The organism is Actinacidiphila glaucinigra, from assembly GCF_900188405.1.
GTDB lineage: Bacteria > Actinomycetota > Actinomycetes > Streptomycetales > Streptomycetaceae > Actinacidiphila > Actinacidiphila glaucinigra.
Map to the genome: position 1 here is coordinate 41,509 of NZ_FZOF01000029.1, position 16,524 is coordinate 58,032.

Here is a 16,524-nt window from a genome sequence, read left to right on the forward strand (position 1 = left end):
GGAATCTCACCAACTTTGTCCTGGGTGTGGAGAAACAGAGATCACTGGTCTACCGTGTGGCCGTCCCCGGGGACCCTCGCGCCCCGACCGTCTCCTCACGGCACTGGAGAGACCGGTATGGCTTTGGACAGAAGGAGTTTCAACCGGCGGCTGCTGGCCGGTGGCGTGGTCGCCGCCACCGGGACGGCCTCGCTGGCGGTGGCCTCCGTCCCCACGGCTTCCTCCGCGGAGCCCTCACCGCCCACCGCACCGGCCGGCGGCCAGGTGCGCCACCTCAAGCTCTACGCCGAGAAGCTGCCGAACGGGCAGATGGGCTACGGCCTGGAGAAGGGCAAGGCCACCGTTCCGGGCCCGCTGATCGAACTGGTCGAGGGCGACACCCTGCACATCGAGTTCGAGAACGCCTCGGACGTGGACGCCAGCCTCCATGTGCACGGCATGGACTACGACATCGCCAGCGACGGCACCCGGATGACCCGCAGTCACGTCGAGCCGGGCGGCACGCGGACGTACACCTGGCGGACCCACGCGCCGGGTCGCCGCAAGGACGGCACGTGGCGGCCGGGCAGCGCGGGCTACTGGCACTACCACGACCACGTCGTGGGCACCGACCACGGAACGGTCGGGATCCGCAAGGGTCTCTACGGGCCGGTCGTCGTGCGCAGGAAGGGCGACATCCTGCCGGACAAGCAGTTCACGATCGTCTTCAACGACATGACCATCAACAACAGGACGGGCGCGGACACCCCCAACTTCGAGGCGACGGTGGGCGATCGTGTCGAGATCATCATGATCACGCACGGCGAGTACTACCACACGTTCCACATGCACGGTCATCGCTGGGCAGACAACAGGACGGGCCTGCTGACCGGCCCCGACGACCCCAGCCGGGTGATCGACAACAAGATCACCGGGCCCGCGGACTCCTTCGGCTTCCAGATCATCGCGGGCGAACACGTCGGCGCCGGCGCGTGGATGTACCACTGCCACGTCCAGAGCCACTCCGACATGGGGATGGCCGGTCTGTTCCTGGTCGCGAAGCCCGACGGCACCATCCCCGGCTACGAACCACACCACCCGGACCACCCCGCGGGGGCGGCGAAGTCCGGGAAGAGTGGCGCGAAGACGTCCTCCGAAGGCGAAGGGGAGCACGCTCACCACGACATGGGGTGACGCGCGTGCCACGGCGGTGAGGCCCCTCCGGGCCTCAGGACAGGCGCGCGAGGACGGTGCGGCACATCAGCTGCAGTTCCTCGTCGTGCCTGACGTCGCGGAACCGGCCGCTGCGGCGGGTGCGGGTCAGCTCCTCACGGACGTGGGGCAGGACCTCACCCGCGGCCGGGCCCATCCGGTCGAAGCAGGCCAGTGCGAGGTTGAGGTCGCGTCGTTCTCCTCCCAGGCGGCGAGGAGGGTCCGCACGACCACGGGTGCCTCGGCCGGGCCGCCGATGCCCCACAAGGCGCTCGCGGCATGGGCGCGGGTCCACTCGCAGTCGGCGGTCAGCATGCTCCGCAGGCGCGGCAGCGCGCGGGCGGCCGGCGGTCTGATCAGGGCGAGCACATCGGCCCCCTCGCGCTGCCGGTGAGTGTCGAGGAGGTCGTCCGGCAGGGGCACCACTTCGGCCGGATCGCCTTCCGCCGCCCACAGCGCGGCCGCGGCCGCCGCCCGGACGGCGGGGTCGTCGGCCCGCGCCGGCCCCCGCACCGCCTCCAGGGCGGGCGCGGCCGCGGCCCCGAAGGCGGCCAGTGCCTCGAGGGCGGAGGCACTGCTGCGCCACTGCCCGTCGCGCGCCGTGGCGGCACTCTGCCGCGGGGCACTGACACGGGCTCGGGACCGGAATCCCGTACGTCATTTTGTCGATATATGATCCGCGCGGCCCCTCCCCGGGGGCCCTGCTCCGGCCCGCGGGCGACGTGCACCTAAGAAGAGAGCCAGGCTTCACATGAACGCAGTGGTCCCCCCGGCGGTCGCGGAGCGGTCCGAGGCCGAGGCGCTGTACCGGTTCGAGACGGAGGTGCCCGACTCCGTCCGGACGGCGCTCGCGATGAACTCCGCGCGGATCGGCGGCGGCGTCGTGCTGTCGATGCGCAACGACCCCACCCATTACTGGAGCAAGGCCCTGGGGTTCGGGGTCAGCACCCCGGTCACGGCCGAGGTGATCGGTGCGGTCTGCGACTTCTACCGTTCGGAGGGGACCACGCAGGCCGTCCTCCAGGTCGCGCCCGCCTTCCTCCCGGAGGACTGGGACGACATCTGCGCCCGCGAGGGCATCTCGGCGGGCTCGTCCTGGGTGAAGCTCGTCTGCCCCGTCGAGGAGGCCGTGGCCCGCACGCAGGCGCTGGAGGCCCCCGCCGGGATCCGGGTCGCCCCGCTGGAGGCGGACCGGGCCCAGGAGTGGGGGGCGGTCGCGACCCGCGCGTTCGGCATGCCCGAGGAGCACTACGCCCAGATGACCGCCGCCTCGGCGGGACGGCCCGGGTGGCATCCGTTCGCGGCCCTGCTGGACGGGGAGATCGTCGGCACGGGCACGATGCACGCCGGTGATGACGCGGCCCAGTTCTTCGCCGGCGCGATGCTGCCGCACGCCCGCAAGCGCGGCGGCCAGACCGCCCTGCTGGCCGCCCGGGCCCTGAGGGCGCGGGACCTCGGCTGCCGTGTGCTGGTCGCCGAGACCGGCGCCGAGGCACCCGGCACCCACAACTCCTCGCTGCACAACATGCTCCGGCTCGGCTTCCAGGTGGCGTACGAGCGCCGCAACTGGGTCTGGCGGTCCTCGCCCGTGGCGTGATGCGGCGCGGGCGGTCGCGACGCGCCGGCCGTCCGGCCGTCCATGGGGCGCAGCGGCCCTCCGGGGCCCGACCATGGGAGGACCGGGTCCGCACGACAGGACGGGTCCGGCCCCTGACCCGGAAGGTGCCCATGGCCCAGGAACAGGCAGACCGCGCCCGCGCCGCGCTGATCACCGGCGCGTCCTCGGGGATCGGGCGCTGCTACGCCGAGCAGCTGGCCCGGCGCGGCTACGCGCCGGTCCTCGTCGCCCGCCGCGCGGACCGGCTGGACGCGCTCGCCGAGTCCGTCCGCCGGGAGACCGGTCTCGAGGCGACCGTCCTCGCCGCCGACCTGGCCGACCCGGACGGCCTGGCCCGGGTGGAGCGGGCCGTGCTCGACCACGACAGCCTCGCCGTGGTCGTCAACGCGGCCGGGCTCGGGGCCCTCGGCCCGCTGCGCGAGGCGGCGCCCGCGGACCTGGACCACCTCGTCGCGGTGAACGTGCTCGCGCTGACAAGGCTGTCCCGGGCGGCTCTGCTCGCCTTCGACCGGCAGGGCTCGGGCACCTTGATCAACGTGTCGTCGATCGGCGCCTTCCACGCCCCGCCCGGCGGCACCGCGTATGCCGCGAGCAAGGCCTACGGCCTGCACTTCTCCCGGGCCCTGCAACGCGAGGTCGAGGGCAGCGGCATCCGCGTGCAGGTCGTGCTGCCGGGCCCCGTGCGCACCGAGTTCTTCGAGGCCTCCGGCGTGGACTCCTCCTTGTTCCCGCAGGAGTCGTTCGTCGACGCCGGCGACCTCGTCCGTGCCGCGCTCGTCGGCCTGGACATGAGCGAGCTCGTCTGCGTCCCCACCCTCCCCGACACCACGGTGCTGGAGGACGAGGCCGCGCGGGGGCAGGCCCTGCGGAACGCCGCGGGCCTGCGCGGCGTCATCAGCGACCGCTACGCCCGGCCGTGACCGGACCCCGGCGGGCCCCCGGCGGCCTCAGGAGGGGCCGGAGGCGGCGTCCAGCCGGACGCGCAGCGCCTGGGCGATCTCTCCGGCGGCGGCCAGCTGCTCCGGTGTGAGGGTGTCGACGAACATCTCCCGGACGGCGCCGAGGTGCGGCAGCGTGGCCCGCCGGAAGGCCTGGGCGCCGTCGTCGGTGAGGACCGCCTCGGCGCCCCGGTTGTCGGTGGCGCACTCCACGCGCCGGATCAGCCCGCGCCGTTCCATGCGGCCCAGGTGGTGCGACAGGCGGCTGCGTTCCCAGCCGATCGCCGCCGCGAGCTCGGAGGATCGCAGGCGGTGGCCCTCGGCCTCGTGCAGCGCGAGCAGGACCGCGTAGTCCCCCGGGGACAGCGCGGAGTCGCTCTGCAGGCGCGACGCGAGATGGGAGCGGAGCCGCTCCGTGGTCTCGATGAAGTCGCGCCAGATCCGGAGTTCTTCGGTGGTGGGCAGCGGCCCGTGTCTGCGTCCCATGAGCACCCCTCTGTTTGACACGTCAATCATATCGATGCATGCTTGACACGTCAATCACTTGGCCACCGGGCGCGGAGCCGTTCCGGAGGCGACAGGAGGGGACCATGACGCCCACTGCCTTCGAGTTGGGTCTGAACTCGTTCGGAGAGATCGCGACGGACGACGGCCGCGTGCTGAGCGACGCCGAGACCGTCCGGCTGCTCGTCGAGGAGGCCGCCCTCGCCGACGCCGCGGGGCTCGACGTCATCAGCGTCGGCGAGCACTACCGGCCCGGACACATGGACACCGCCACCCCCGTCCTGCTCTCCGCGATGGCCACCGCCACCGAGCGCATCAAGCTCGGCACCTCGGTCACCGTGCTCAGCACCAACGACCCCGTGCGGCTCTACCACGCGTTCTCCACCCTGGACGCGGTGTCGGACGGCCGCGCCCAACTCGTCCTCGGACGGGCCTCGGTCACCGAGTCGTTCGCCCTGTTCGGCCATGACGTCTCCGACTACGACCGGCTCTTCGACGAGAAGCTCGACCTCTTCATGCGCCTTCAGCGGGAGGAGGAGGTCACCTGGTCCGGCACCGTACGGACCCCGCTGGCCGGCCAGCTGCTGCGGCCGCGCATGCGCGAGGGCGGCATCCCCACCTGGATCGGCGTCGGCGGCAGCCCCAACTCCACCCTGCGCGCCGCCCGCTACGGCCTGCCGCTGATGCTGGCCATCATCGGCGGCCGCCCCCAGCGTTTCGCCGGCCACGTGGACCTCTTCCGGCGCGGCCTCCAGCAGGCCGGGCACCCCGCCCAGCCCATCGGCCAGCACTCCCTGGGCCTCGTCGCGGACACCGACGAAGAGGCGGTCGAGACCTGGTGGCGGTACTGGGAGCCGGTCATGACCGCGCTCTCCGAGGAGCGCGGCTTCTACCGGCCCACGTACGAGCGCTACCTGGCGGAGGTCGCCGACGGCGCGCTCTTCGTCGGCTCCCCCGTGACCGTGGCGCGCAAGATCGCCCGGGTCGCCCGCGACCTCCACCTGAACCGCTTCGACCTCAAGTACGACATCATGCACCTGCCCCGCCAGGCCCGCGCCCGCACGATCGAACTGCTGGGCCGGGAAGTGGCGCCGATGGTGCGCGAACTGCTCACGAAGGAACCCGCTGATGTCTGACCTCGTCTTCGGCCTCGACACGTTCGGCGACGTGCCGGTGGACGACACCGGTGCCCCCGTCTCCCACGCGGCCTCCATCCGGCAGGTCCTCGACGAGGCCGTCATGGCTGACCAGATCGGTGTCGACGCCATCGCGCTCGGTGAGCACCACCGCCCCGAGTACTCGGTGTCGACCCCGGAGACCGTCCTCGCCGGAATCGCCACGCGCACCGAGCGGATCAAGCTCGGCTCCGGCGTGACCGTCCTCAGCTCCGACGACCCGGTCCGCGTCTTCCAGCGCTTCGCGACCGTCGACGCCCTCTCGCAGGGCCGGGCCGAGGTGATCCTGGGCCGCGGGTCCTTCACCGAGTCCTTCCCGCTGTTCGGGTACGACCTCAGCGACTACGACGTGCTCTTCGAGGAGAAGATCGAGCTCTTCGCGAAGCTCCTCGACGAGAAGCCGGTGACCTGGAGCGGCACCACACGTGCGCCGCTGAAGGACGCCGACGTCTTCCCGAAGACCGAGTCCGGGCGGCTGCAGACCTGGGTCGGCGTGGGCGGCTCGCCCCAGTCGGTCGTCCGCACCGCGCGCTACGGATTCCCGCTGATGCTCGCCATCATCGGCGGCGCCCCCACGCGCTTCGCGCCCTACATCGACCTCTACCGCCGCGCTGCGGAGCAGTTCGGCACGACGGCCCACCCGGTGGGGATGCACTCCCCCGGCTTCCTCGCGGACACCGATGAGGAGGCCAGGGAGGGGTTCTGGCCCGGCTACAAGGTGATGCGCGACCGCATCGGCAAACTGCGCGGCTGGCCGCCGGTACGCCGCGAGGAGTTCGACGCCGAGATCGAGCACGGCTCGCTCTACGTCGGGTCCCCCGAGACGGTCGCCCGCAAGATCGCCGCGGCGGTCGGCGATCTCGGGGTCGGCCGGTTCGACCTCATCTACACCGTGGGCCCCCAGCCGGTCGGCGCCCGCATGCGTGCCGTCGAGCTGTACGGCACGAAGGTGATCCCCATGGTCCGCGACATCCTCGCGGGCTGACGCCGAAGCTGACGCAGGAACGGAACGGAGACGACATGGACACCGAGGGCGTGCGCACGATCGGCATCCTGGGCGCGGGCAAGGTCGGGACGGTACTGGCCCGGCTGGCCCTGGCCGCGGGCCACCGCGTGCTGATCGCGGGCTCGGGCGACCCCGCGGCCATCGCGCTCACGGTGGAGGTCCTCACCCCGGGCGCGGTCGCGGTCACCGCCGCCGAGGCCGCCGCCGGGGCCGACCTCGCGGTCCTCGCCCTCCCCCTGGGCAAGTACCGCACCGTCCCGGCCGAGGCGCTGCGCGGCAAGCTCGTGATCGACGCGATGAACTACTGGTGGGAGGTCGACGGCATACGCGACGACCTCACCGACCCGCGGACGTCGTCGAGCGAGACCGTGCAGGCCTTCCTGCCGGGGTCGCGTGTGGTGAAGGCCTTCAACCACATGGGCTACCACGACCTGGAGGACGGGGCCCGGCCCGCCGGGACGCCCGGCCGCAAGGCGATCGCCATCGCCGGCGACGACCCCGGCGACCTCGCCGAGGTGGCCCGCCTCGTCGACGCGCTCGGCTTTGATCCCGTCGTCGCCGGCCCGCTCGCCGAGGGGGCCCGCATGGAGCCGGGCACCGAACCGTTCGGTGCCAACGTCGACGGCGCGGAACTGCGCGCCATGCTCGACCGGTTCCCGGAGACCGACCGCGGACGGACGGTCGCCGAGGCCCGGGCGTAGGCGCCCGAGTACGGGTGGGCCCGGGCGGGAGGCCGTCGCCTCCCGCCCGGGCCCGGCGTTGTCGGACCCCCGTGACACGATCTTCGGCATGGATCTCGACACCGTGTTCGCCGGTCTCGACCGGATCGCCTGGCCGGAGCTGCATCACGCCTACGGACCCGCCGATGACGTCCCCGACCTGCTGCGGGCGTTGGCCGCCACGGACGAGGAGTCCGCGGAGGAGGCCGAGCAGGAACTGTGGAGCAGCATCGTCCACCAGGGCACGGTGTACCGGGCGACGGTGCCGGCCGTACCCTTCCTGGCGCGCCTCGCGGCGGCGGGTGTGCGCAGCGCGGAACTGCTCGGCATGCTGGGAGCCATAGCGGAGAGCACGGACGAGCACGATCCGGAACGGCCGGGCGCAGCGCGTGCGGCGGTCGTCGCACAACTCCCGGTGATCCTGGCCATGTTGTCGGACGCCGAGCCCGAGGTGCGGCAGTGCGCGGCCTGGGCGGTCGCCCAGTGCGGGCCCGGGGCCGGAGCGGACGCGCGGGCGGCGTTGCGGTCCCGCTGGACGACGGAGACCGATCCGACGGTGCGGGCGGACCTGCTGACCGCGTATGCCGTCGTCGACCCGGGCGCGGCGCAGGAGCTGTGTGCGACCGCGAAGGGGACGACGGAGCCCCCGCAGGTGCGGGTGGCGGCTCTGCTGGCGATCGTCGACACCGGTCAGCCGTGGGGTGACGACTCGGCCGCCGTCGTGGCGGCATTGTCGCCGCTGGAGCCGCACACGGCGGGCGGCCAGTGGGAACGCGAGGCGCTGGAGTCCTTGGTCACCGGACTCCACGAGCGTGGGGACGTCGACGCCGCGATCGACGCCGCGATCGACGTCGCCGTCTCGGCGCTCGACCGCGCGGTCGAAGCCGTAGGCGCCGGTGCGGACCCCAAGGAGTCCGCCCAAGAGGCGACGTGGGCGGCCGGGTGCCTCGCGCTGCGCTCCAAGACCGCCCCGGCACGGCTGCTGCCCGCGATGCTGCCGCTGCTCGACCACCCGGACACCGCGGGCGACGTCATCGACGCGATACGCGACTGGGCCGTACCCGCGCCGCAGGCGGTACCTCCGCTGGTCCGCCTGGCCGAGGGGGCGGGAGAGCACGCCGACCGCGCTCTCGCTGCCCTGGTGAGGGTGGGCGCGCCCGAGGCGGCGGGCCTCCTCGCCCGGCACTTCGAGGACCGGCCGCGCGCCCTGGCAGCGGCGTTCGATCGCACCATGCAGAGGCCTCCGGTTCCGCTGCCGTGCGCCCCGGAGCTGCTCGACGCCGTCCGGGCCCGGCTCGCGGCCCTGACCGCCGGCGCCACGACGGCCGGTCCGCGGCAGTCACTGGTGGCGGGCGGCCTCGCCGCCGCCAACGAGCCGGTCCACCTCTCGGGTGTCCTGGCGGGTTGGGGGCCGCGGGCTCGCGCCGCGCTGCCCGAACTGGTCGACGCCCTCCCACATCACCCGTTCGCGGTCAGCCGGGCGCTCGCCGCCATCGCCGACGCCGGGCGCGACCCGGACGTGGTCGCCGCGCTGCGGGCCCGCGCCGGAACCGGGTCGGTACCGGACCGGCAGGCGGCCGCGGCCGCGCTCCACGCGCTCACAGGCGACGCGACCGTGGTGCTCTCCGTCCTGGGGCCCGCCCTCGACGAGCCGAACGGTCCGCGCGACAACTGTCTCCGTGCCGTCGCGCCACTCGGCGAACAGGCACGTCCACTGCTGCCCCGTCTCCGGGCGCTGCTGGCCGAACCGGTGGAGAACCGGTCCACCGTCCCCGCTGTCGAGGCGGCGCTGACGGCGGCCACCGCGACCTGGGAACTGACAGGGGATCAGGAGACTGTGCTGCCCGTAGTCCTGGAGGGACTGGGCTGGGCCGAGCGGCCCTGGGGCGACCGGGTCGCCGAGCGGGCGGCCGAGGTCGCCGCCCTCGTCGGACCCGCCGCGCGACCGGCCGAGCCGCGGTTGCTGGCGATGCTCGACCGCCCGGACACGGCCGCGGCCGCCGCGCGTGCGCTGGCGGCCCTGCACCCCGGCAGCGACCGCCCGGCCGGCGTCCCGCTCACGGAACTCGTCGACCGTGTCCTCCCCTCGCTCGAGCCCGGCGCGTATCTCAACTCCGCGCTCGCCGCGCTGAAGACCCTCGCCGCCCTCGGCCCCACCGCGTTCACCCCCGCCCAGCTCGACCGGATACGCGGACTCGCCGAGGGGGAGCGCCGCATCGTAGGCTCCGGCATCCAGATCGACATCATCCGCAACGACGAGGAGTTCCGCGCCGCCGCCCGTACCGTCCTGGCCGGCCTGACGCGCTGACCGTCGCTCCCGCGACCGGCCACGGCCCGCACGGCGCGACTCAGAGGAACAACGACAGCGGCAGGAGGAGCAGGACGGCGACGACCGATGCGACGGAGACGCCGAGCGTGCAGCTCTTGAGCGTGCCGCGGGTGGTCTGGCCCATCAGGGACTGGAGCAGCCAGAAAGTGTTGCTCGTGACGTGCACCGCGAACAGCGAGCCCGCGCCGATCGCCAGCGCCACCAGCACCGGGTCGAGGCCGAGGCCGGGTGCGATCGGGGCGAGGATGCCGGCCGTGGTGATGGCGGAGATGGTCACGGAGCCGACGGCGAGGTGGAGTGCGGCGGCGACGGCCCAGACGAGCAGCAGGGGCGCGATGTGGCCGCCGGTGGAGAAGTAGCCCCGCAGGATGCGGCCGAGGCCGCCGGCTCCGACCACGGCGGCGAGCGAGCCGCCGACCGCGGTCAAAATGAGGATCTGTCCGCTGTCCTTGAAGCCGCGGACCAGGGCGCGTTCCACCCGTTCGCGGCCCACGGTGAGCCGCGCGACGATCAGCGTGCCGACGAGCCCGGTGAGCAGCGCCACCACGGGGCTGGAGACGAAGGACAGCACCGGGTTGCGGGTGTGGGTGGCCTGGGCCACCGCGCCGCCGCCGATCATCAGCAGGGCGGTCACCAGCGGGGCGAACCGTACGAGCAGGGGCGGGTCCTTCCATCTGCCGCACGGGACCGCGGCGCCCGCGGGCCCGGGCGCCGGGCCCGCCGCGGGGCGGCCCGGACGGCGGGTTCCCGGCCCCGCGGGTCCCGGCGCCGGGGTGCCGCCGACCATGGCGACGGCCGGAACGGGGCGGACGCGCGCCGGCTCGGCCGTGTCCGCCTTCTGCGTCTGCGGCGGAGCCGGTGCCGCCGTCTCCGAGGCGACGGCCGCGTCCTCGTCGGTGGCGCTGTTCCACAGCCCCCGCCGGAACAGGAAGGACATGATCGTCACCGAGACGAGGACGGTGGGGACGATCAGCACCAGGCCCCACAGCAGCATCGTGCCCAGGGGCACGTGCAGCAGCGCCGCCAGGGCGAGCGCCCCGACGCCGGGCACCATGAGGACGATGCCGCTCTCCAGGCCGATGGCCAGGGCGGCGCCCATGCGGGCGGAGCCGAGCGGGCCGATCCTGCGGGAGGCGGTGCGGGCGAGCGGGGCGCAGATGACCAGGAGTACGTCGAGGTAGATGGCCTGCAGCAGGGTGCCGATGGTGAGCGCCATCGAGTGCGGGAGCCGACGGGGACCGAACACATGGAGCAGGCGGTCGACGAGTTGCTCGATGGCGCCCGTCTCCTGGAGGACCGCGCCCATGAGGACGCCGAAGGCGATCAGGAGGCCGACCTCCGCCATGATGTCACCGAAGCCGGTGGTGATGGTCCTGATGGTCCGGGTCACCCCGAGGCCGGTCGCGAGGCCCAGGTAGAGCGACCCCACCACGAGGGAGATCACCGGGTTCACTCGGAAGCGGACGATCAGCACGACGATGCCGACGATCGCGACGGCGGTGTTGGCCAGTACGGGGACTTCGGACATCCGCGCTCCCTTGCACACACGGCGCCGGGGAGGCGAGTACGGGCAGGCGCCCCATCGTGGTGCGGAAGCGGGCTCGTCCAGGACCGGCTCTGAGTGAGACGGCGACTCATCATGAGGGTACTCCCCAGGTCCGGCACATGCACTTGCATGCGCCGCCCACTCGATCCCGCACGAAAAAGAGCACGTCTCACCCATTGAGAGGACATAAGGGACTTATTGACGCACCCTCTCGCGACCCACATCATGGAAATGGACATCACGATATGGGTCTGCGAGGTGATGGCAGATGCCCGAACCCTTCACACCGGACACAAAAGCGCCGTCCGGTCCTCTCACCGGGCTGCGAGTCCTGGAGCTGGGCAATTTCATCGCCGCCCCGTCCGCCGGCCGGCTCATGGCGGACTTCGGCGCCGACGTCGTCAAGGTCGAACGGCCGCGCGTTGGGGACGAACTGCGCCGCTGGCGGCTGCACGAGGGCGACACCTCGCTGCTCTTCCGCGCGATGAACCGCAACAAGCGGTCCGTCACGCTCGACCTGCGGCGCCCGGAGGGCCGCGAGGTGGCCCTGGCCCTGATCCGCCGCGCGGACGTGGTGCTGGAGAACTTCCGGCCGGGCACCCTCGAACGCTGGGGCATCGGCCCGGAGCGGATGCGCGAGGTCAACCCCTCGGTGATCCTGGTCCGCATCTCCGGGTACGGGCAGACCGGGCCCTACCGCGACCGGCCCGGCTTCGGCGGTGTGGCGGAGGCCGTCGGCGGACTGCGCCACCTGACCGGCGACCCCGACCGCCCCCCGACCCGCGTGGGCATCAGCCTCGCCGACTCCGTGGCCGGTCTGTACGCCGTCGTCGGCGCCCTGGCCGCGCTCCACCGCCGGGCCGCGACCGGGCACGGGGAGGTCGTGGACGTCGCCCTGTACGAGGCGGTGTACTCCCTGATGGAGTCCCTGACCCCCGACCACGACGCCTTCGGCGTCGAACGGGAGCGCGCCGGCGGCGCCCTGCCCGGCGCCGCGCCGTCCAACACCTACGCGTGCCGGGACGGTGTGTCCGTGGTGGTCAGCGGCAACGGCGACGCCGTCTTCAAGCGCCTGGCGGTCGTCATCGAACGGCCCGAACTGGCCGACGACCCGCGGCTGGCCGACAACGCGGGCCGCGTCCGGCACGCCGCCGAACTGGACACGGCGATATCGGCCTGGACCGGGCGGCTGCCGTACGAGGAGGTCCTGAAGCGGCTGGAGGAGGGCGAGATCCCGTCCGGCCCGATCTACACGGCGGCCGAGATCGCCGAGGACCCGCACTTCGCGGCGCGCGGCATGCTCGAACGGCACCGCGTGGCCATCGCCCCCGGGTGGCAGCAGGACGTGGCCTTCCCCGGCGTCGTCCCCAAGTTCACCGAGGCGCCCGGCAGCACGCGCTGGCTCGGACCGGACCTGGGCGAGCACACCGACGCCGTCCTCGCCGAACTGGGCATCGCGGCGGACCGCCGCGCCGAACTGCGCGCGCAGGGGGTGGTGTGACATGAGCACCGCGCCCGAACAGGTGGTGATCACCGATGTGCTGCTCCGCGACGGGCTGCAGAACGAGCCCGCGGTGCTCCCCCTCGTGGACAAACTGAGGCTGGCCTACGGGCTGCTGGAGGCGGGGCTGTCCTCGCTGGAGATCGGTTCCTTCGTCAACCCGCGGAAGGTGCCGCAACTGGCCGACACCGACCGGCTGGTGGCGCGGCTGCGGCCCGGGGAGTCCGCGCTGCTGCACACGCTGGTGTTCAACGAACGCGGCGCGCGCCGGGCCATCGGGGCCGGGGCGCGCGACGTGCGGCTGACCGTCTCGGCGAGCGACGGCCACAGCCGCGCCAACGCCGGGGTCCCGCGCGACGAGGCGCTGGAACGCCTGCTGCCCGCGGTGGACGTGCTGAGGGCCCACCGGGTGCGGCTGGAGGCCACCATCGCGACGGCCTTCGTGTGCCCCTTCGACGGCGAGACGGACCCGCGCACCGTGGTGGAACTCGCCCGGCGGCTCGCCGGGTGCGGCATCCGCGTGCTGCACCTCGCCGACACCATCGGCGCGGCCAGCCCCTGGCACATCCGGCGCACCGTCACCGCCGTCCGCGACGCGCTGCCGGAGCTCCCCCTCGGCCTGCACCTGCACAACACCTACGGGATGGCGTCCGCCAACGTGTGGGAGGCGCTGCGGCTGGGGGTGCGGCGCTTCGACGCGGCTCTCGGCGGCATCGGCGGCTGCCCGTTCGCGCCCGGTGCCGCGGGGAACCTGGGGACGGACGACCTGGTCAACCTCTGCCACCACGCGGGCATCGCGACCGGTGTCGACGTCCGCCGCCTCACCGCGCTGCGCGAGGAGTTGCGGGTGCTGCTCGGGCACCGGCTCGACTCCGCGCTGTCCGCGGTGCCGACCGCACCGGTGGCGCTGCGCACCGTCGTCGCGCCGGCTGACGTACGGTGAGTCCCCGAACGGAACGGGCGAACGGGCCGGGACGGGCCGGGACGCGCCTGATCAGAGCCGGGAAGGACACGGTGACGCCGGTGGGCGAGAAGGCGGGGACCGCGCCGCTGCTGGTGCTGCAGAAGATCCGGCAGATCCTGGAGTGCTTCACCATCGAGCGCCCCGAGCTGACTCTCCAGGAGATCACCCGGATCACCGGCCTGCCGGCGAGCACCTGCCAGCGCCTGGTGCACAACCTGCTGCGCGAGGGCTTCCTCGACCGTGACGGGGACGTCTACCGCATCGGCCTGCACTTCGTGCAGTGGGCCGCGCCGGGCACCTTCGGCCTGGACCTGGTCCGGCTCACCCGGCCGGCGTTGCAGCGGCTGCGGGACCGGACCGGGGAAACCGCCTGCCTGTACGTGCGCGACGGCGCCCACCGCACGGTGGTGTCGCTGGCGGAGTCCCACCATGTGGTGATGCGGATGTTCGCGGTGGGCATGGTGATGTCCCTGCACGCGGGCTCGGCCGGGAAGGTCTTCATGGCCTTCGACCCCACCGCCCGCCGGGACGCGGTCGGCCACGGCCTCACCCGGCACACCCCGCGCACCGTGGTGGACATCGACCTGCTGGACGACCAGTTGGAGGAGATCCGCCGCAACGGCTTCTCCGCCTCCTTCGAGGAACGCGACATGGGGGCCGCCTCCATCAGCGCACCCGTCTTCGACAGCACCGGCGAACTCGCGGCCGCCCTCGGCATCGGCGCACCGACCCAGCGGCTCACCCCCGCCGAGGTGGGCCGGCTCGCCCCCACGGTCGTCGAAGCCGCCGAGGAGGCCTCCCGCTGCCTCGGCTACCGTCCCGGCATCCGGGGCGGCGGCACCGCGCGCTGACCACCCGCGGCGGGACGCGACGCGTCGCGCCGCCGGGGCGTCGAGGCGGGCACGTCCCTCATGTGGTCGTGCCGATGTCGTCGTGGCGGCAGACGAACCGCGCCCGGCCGTCCTCGACGTGGAACAGGAACCATCCGCCGTCCTGGCCGGTCTCCAGGAACTGGGACTGGCTCTCGTAGCTGAGGCGGCGGGTGATGCCCTGCCAGGGCGCACGCAGCAGTTCCGCGCGCAGCGACTCGCGGCCGTCGCCGGATCCGGCGGAGAGGCCGTGTGCCGCGAAGCGGACGGCGTCGTAGGCCTCGGCGGCCCAGGGCCCCGGGGCGGTGCGGTGGCGGGTGGTGTACGCGGCGGCGAACTGCCGGGTCCGGGGGTCGGCGGAGGCGTCGGTGTAGGCGGTGCTTATCCACCAGCCGTCGGCCTCGCGGAGGAAGGACGCGGACAGCACGTTCTCGTCGGCGGCCCGGGCGCCGCGGTGACCGGCCGTGCGCAGCGCCCTGGCGCAGGCCGCGGCGCGGGCCGGTGTGACGCCGGCGAAGAGCACGGCGTCGTCGGGGCGGGCGGCGATGGTGTCCGCGGCGGCGGTGAAGTCGTCGCCGGCGGCCACCTGCAGGACGTCGACGGTGCCGTCGAGCTTGCCGTGGACGGTGGCGATCCGGACGGTGGGCAGGCCCTCCTCCTCGTCGGCGAGGTCGTGGACGACGACGGTGCGCGAGGGCCGCGCGACGCGGTTGAGGTAGCGGTCCACGGCGCCGGGTCCGGCGGTGCGGGTGGGGCGCAGCACGAGGGCCGTGGTCGTGTGGACGACGCTGAGCCGCTCGGTGTCGGCGCGGGTGACCAGCAGGCAGACGCCGGCCTCGGTGCACACCGGGACCGCGGCGGGCACGGCCCGGTTGGCGCCCGCCGCGACGACGGCGTACACCTCGGGGTCGGCGGCGAGCCGGGCGGCAGCGGCGGCGGAGCCCTCCGCGGTGCCCTGGTCGTCGGCGGTGCGCAGCACGAGGTCGAAGAGCCGGTCGGGACGGGCGTTGTGCTCGGCGACCGCGATGGCCGCCCCGCGTTCCTGGGCCAGGACGGCCGCGGCCGAGCGGTCGCCGAGGAGGCCGATGACGCGGGTCGGCAGCGAGCGCTTCCCGGTCCCGCCCGACCCGCGGTCGCGTCCCCACTGCCACCAGGCGGTGCCGCCGCCGATCGCGCCCACGCCGAGCGCGGCGGACGCGGTGAGCAGCCGCCGCCGTGAGGCCGAGGGCGCGGGGGTCCCGGTGGAGAGCGGGACGGGGGCGGCGGACAGCTCCGTCGGTTCGGGCACCAGCAGGTCGAGGACGCGCCCGGCACGGTCGGCGACGACCGCGGGCAGGCCGCCGGGCAGCCACGACCGGGGGTCGAACGTACCGAACAGGCCGCGCAGTTCGGCCACCGTGGGGCGTTCGCCGGCGTCCTTGGCGAGGCAGGCCCGCAGGGGCGCGTCGAGTTCGCGGGGCAGCCCGCCCAGGTCGGGTTCCTCGTGCACGGTCCTGAAGAGCACCGCGGCCGCTCCCCCGGTGCCGAACGGCGCTCTGCCGGTGGCCGTGTGGGCGAGCACGCAGCCCAGGGAGAAGACGTCGCTCGCGGCCCCCACGGCCGTGCCCCGGGCCTGCTCCGGGGAGAGGTAGCCGGCTGAGCCGATGACGGCGCCGTCCGTGGTGAGCGCGGTCGCGCCGACGGCGCGGGCGATGCCGAAGTCGATCAGGCGCGGCCCGTCGGCGGCCAGCAGCACGTTGGCGGGCTTGACGTCGCGGTGGACGAGTCCGGCGCCGTGCACGTCGTCCAGCGCCGCGGCGAGCGCGGCAGCCAGCGTGCGGACCTGCGCCGGCGGCCACGGCCCGTGGAGGGCGAGGGCCTCGTTGAGGGGCAGACCCGGGACGTAGGCGGTGGCCAGCCACGGCGAACGCGCGTCCGCGTCGGCCGTCAGCACGGGTACCGTCCACCGGCTCGACAGACGGGTCGCCAGCTCCGTCTCACGGCGGAACCGGGCCAGGAAGCCGGCGTCCTCGGCGAACTCGGCGCGGATCACCTTCAGCGCCACCCACGCGCCGTGCGGGGAGCGCGCCAGGTAGACGACGCCCATCCCGCCGGCGCCGAGGCGCGCCACGAGTCGGTGCCCGCCGATCCACGACGGGTCGGCGGGCAGCAGCCGGTCCATGGC

General features: G+C 73.9%; 14 protein-coding genes. 10 read left to right on the top strand and 4 right to left on the bottom strand.

Annotated features, from left to right (window positions below; all coding sequences use genetic code 11):
- The first annotated feature begins 123 nt into the window (after positions 1–123).
- The gene (locus CHF15_RS36195) at positions 124–1,173 is read left to right on the top strand and encodes a multicopper oxidase domain-containing protein (RefSeq protein WP_089228168.1); all 1,050 of its coding nucleotides are present in this window, start codon (positions 124–126) and stop codon (positions 1,171–1,173) included.
- Between the two features lie 126 nt (positions 1,174–1,299).
- Here the strand turns inward: CHF15_RS36195 and CHF15_RS36200 are convergent, their stop codons facing one another.
- Positions 1,300–1,704, bottom strand: a complete 405-nt coding sequence (locus CHF15_RS36200; RefSeq protein WP_179280114.1) for a hypothetical protein — start codon at positions 1,702–1,704, stop codon at positions 1,300–1,302.
- Between the two features lie 238 nt (positions 1,705–1,942).
- Between CHF15_RS36200 and CHF15_RS36205 the strand changes: the two genes are divergently transcribed.
- Both CHF15_RS36205 and CHF15_RS36210 read left to right on the top strand, forming a co-directional pair.
- Positions 1,943–2,788: a GNAT family N-acetyltransferase gene (locus CHF15_RS36205; protein ID WP_179280115.1), complete on the top strand. Its 846-nt coding sequence runs from the start codon at positions 1,943–1,945 to the stop codon at positions 2,786–2,788.
- Positions 2,789–2,919: 131 nt separating this feature from the next.
- On the top strand, positions 2,920–3,729 hold the full coding sequence (locus tag CHF15_RS36210) for an SDR family NAD(P)-dependent oxidoreductase (RefSeq protein WP_179280116.1): 810 nt from the start codon (positions 2,920–2,922) through the stop codon (positions 3,727–3,729).
- Positions 3,730–3,756: 27 nt separating this feature from the next.
- On the opposite strand, the gene CHF15_RS36215 is transcribed toward CHF15_RS36210, so the two are convergent.
- A complete protein-coding gene (locus CHF15_RS36215; RefSeq protein WP_089228171.1) occupies positions 3,757–4,233 on the bottom strand; it encodes a MarR family winged helix-turn-helix transcriptional regulator in 477 nt (158 codons plus the stop codon).
- 104 nt (positions 4,234–4,337) lie between these two features.
- Here CHF15_RS36215 and CHF15_RS36220 point away from each other — a divergent pair, with 104 nt between their 5' ends.
- The 4 genes from CHF15_RS36220 to CHF15_RS36235 all read left to right on the top strand — a co-directional run bounded on the left by CHF15_RS36220 (position 4,338) and on the right by CHF15_RS36235 (position 9,459).
- Positions 4,338–5,387, top strand: a complete 1,050-nt coding sequence (locus tag CHF15_RS36220; RefSeq protein WP_179280117.1) for an LLM class flavin-dependent oxidoreductase — start codon at positions 4,338–4,340, stop codon at positions 5,385–5,387.
- Positions 5,380–6,411 (top strand): LLM class flavin-dependent oxidoreductase, encoded by a 1,032-nt coding sequence (locus CHF15_RS36225; protein WP_089228172.1) that lies wholly within the window; start codon positions 5,380–5,382, stop codon positions 6,409–6,411. Before CHF15_RS36220 ends, CHF15_RS36225 begins: the two co-directional genes overlap by 8 nt.
- 35 nt (positions 6,412–6,446) lie before the next feature.
- Complete coding sequence (locus CHF15_RS36230; protein ID WP_089228173.1) at positions 6,447–7,133, top strand: NADPH-dependent F420 reductase; 687 nt, start codon at positions 6,447–6,449, stop codon at positions 7,131–7,133.
- 88 nt (positions 7,134–7,221) lie between these two features.
- Positions 7,222–9,459, top strand: a complete 2,238-nt coding sequence (locus tag CHF15_RS36235; RefSeq protein ID WP_143681719.1) for a HEAT repeat domain-containing protein — start codon at positions 7,222–7,224, stop codon at positions 9,457–9,459.
- A gap of 40 nt (positions 9,460–9,499) precedes the next feature.
- Here CHF15_RS36235 and CHF15_RS36240 read toward each other — a convergent pair whose 3' ends face one another.
- Positions 9,500–11,008 (bottom strand): GntP family permease, encoded by a 1,509-nt coding sequence (locus CHF15_RS36240; RefSeq protein WP_089228175.1) that lies wholly within the window; start codon positions 11,006–11,008, stop codon positions 9,500–9,502.
- A gap of 286 nt (positions 11,009–11,294) precedes the next feature.
- Here CHF15_RS36240 and CHF15_RS36245 point away from each other — a divergent pair, with 286 nt between their 5' ends.
- The 3 genes from CHF15_RS36245 to CHF15_RS36255 all read left to right on the top strand — a co-directional run bounded on the left by CHF15_RS36245 (position 11,295) and on the right by CHF15_RS36255 (position 14,342).
- Positions 11,295–12,527 (top strand): CaiB/BaiF CoA transferase family protein, encoded by a 1,233-nt coding sequence (locus CHF15_RS36245; protein WP_089228176.1) that lies wholly within the window; start codon positions 11,295–11,297, stop codon positions 12,525–12,527.
- Between the two features lies 1 nt (position 12,528).
- On the top strand, positions 12,529–13,470 hold the full coding sequence (locus tag CHF15_RS36250; protein ID WP_089228177.1) for a hydroxymethylglutaryl-CoA lyase: 942 nt from the start codon (positions 12,529–12,531) through the stop codon (positions 13,468–13,470).
- Between the two features lie 80 nt (positions 13,471–13,550).
- The gene (locus CHF15_RS36255; protein WP_220093371.1) at positions 13,551–14,342 is read left to right on the top strand and encodes an IclR family transcriptional regulator; all 792 of its coding nucleotides are present in this window, start codon (positions 13,551–13,553) and stop codon (positions 14,340–14,342) included.
- Between the two features lie 58 nt (positions 14,343–14,400).
- On the opposite strand, the gene CHF15_RS36260 is transcribed toward CHF15_RS36255, so the two are convergent.
- Positions 14,401–16,521, bottom strand: coding sequence for a bifunctional serine/threonine-protein kinase/ABC transporter substrate-binding protein (locus tag CHF15_RS36260; protein ID WP_089228178.1), 2,121 nt, complete (start codon positions 16,519–16,521; stop codon positions 14,401–14,403).
- Positions 16,522–16,524: the final 3 nt, after the last annotated feature.

What these genes read in the sequence shown, in the direction of transcription:
- CHF15_RS36205 (WP_179280115.1), top strand. Translation starts at nt 1,943, where the DNA reads ATGAACGCAGTGGTCCCCCCGGCGGTCGCGGAGCGGTCCGAGGCCGAG.
- CHF15_RS36210 (WP_179280116.1), top strand. Translation starts at nt 2,920, where the DNA reads ATGGCCCAGGAACAGGCAGACCGCGCCCGCGCCGCGCTGATCACCGGC.
- CHF15_RS36215 (WP_089228171.1), bottom strand. Translation starts at nt 4,233, where the DNA reads ATGGGACGCAGACACGGGCCGCTGCCCACCACCGAAGAACTCCGGATC.
- CHF15_RS36220 (WP_179280117.1), top strand. Translation starts at nt 4,338, where the DNA reads ATGACGCCCACTGCCTTCGAGTTGGGTCTGAACTCGTTCGGAGAGATC.
- CHF15_RS36225 (WP_089228172.1), top strand. Translation starts at nt 5,380, where the DNA reads ATGTCTGACCTCGTCTTCGGCCTCGACACGTTCGGCGACGTGCCGGTG.
- CHF15_RS36230 (WP_089228173.1), top strand. Translation starts at nt 6,447, where the DNA reads ATGGACACCGAGGGCGTGCGCACGATCGGCATCCTGGGCGCGGGCAAG.
- CHF15_RS36235 (WP_143681719.1), top strand. Translation starts at nt 7,222, where the DNA reads ATGGATCTCGACACCGTGTTCGCCGGTCTCGACCGGATCGCCTGGCCG.
- CHF15_RS36240 (WP_089228175.1), bottom strand. Translation starts at nt 11,008, where the DNA reads ATGTCCGAAGTCCCCGTACTGGCCAACACCGCCGTCGCGATCGTCGGC.
- CHF15_RS36245 (WP_089228176.1), top strand. Translation starts at nt 11,295, where the DNA reads ATGCCCGAACCCTTCACACCGGACACAAAAGCGCCGTCCGGTCCTCTC.
- CHF15_RS36250 (WP_089228177.1), top strand. Translation starts at nt 12,529, where the DNA reads ATGAGCACCGCGCCCGAACAGGTGGTGATCACCGATGTGCTGCTCCGC.
- CHF15_RS36260 (WP_089228178.1), bottom strand. Translation starts at nt 16,521, where the DNA reads ATGGACCGGCTGCTGCCCGCCGACCCGTCGTGGATCGGCGGGCACCGA.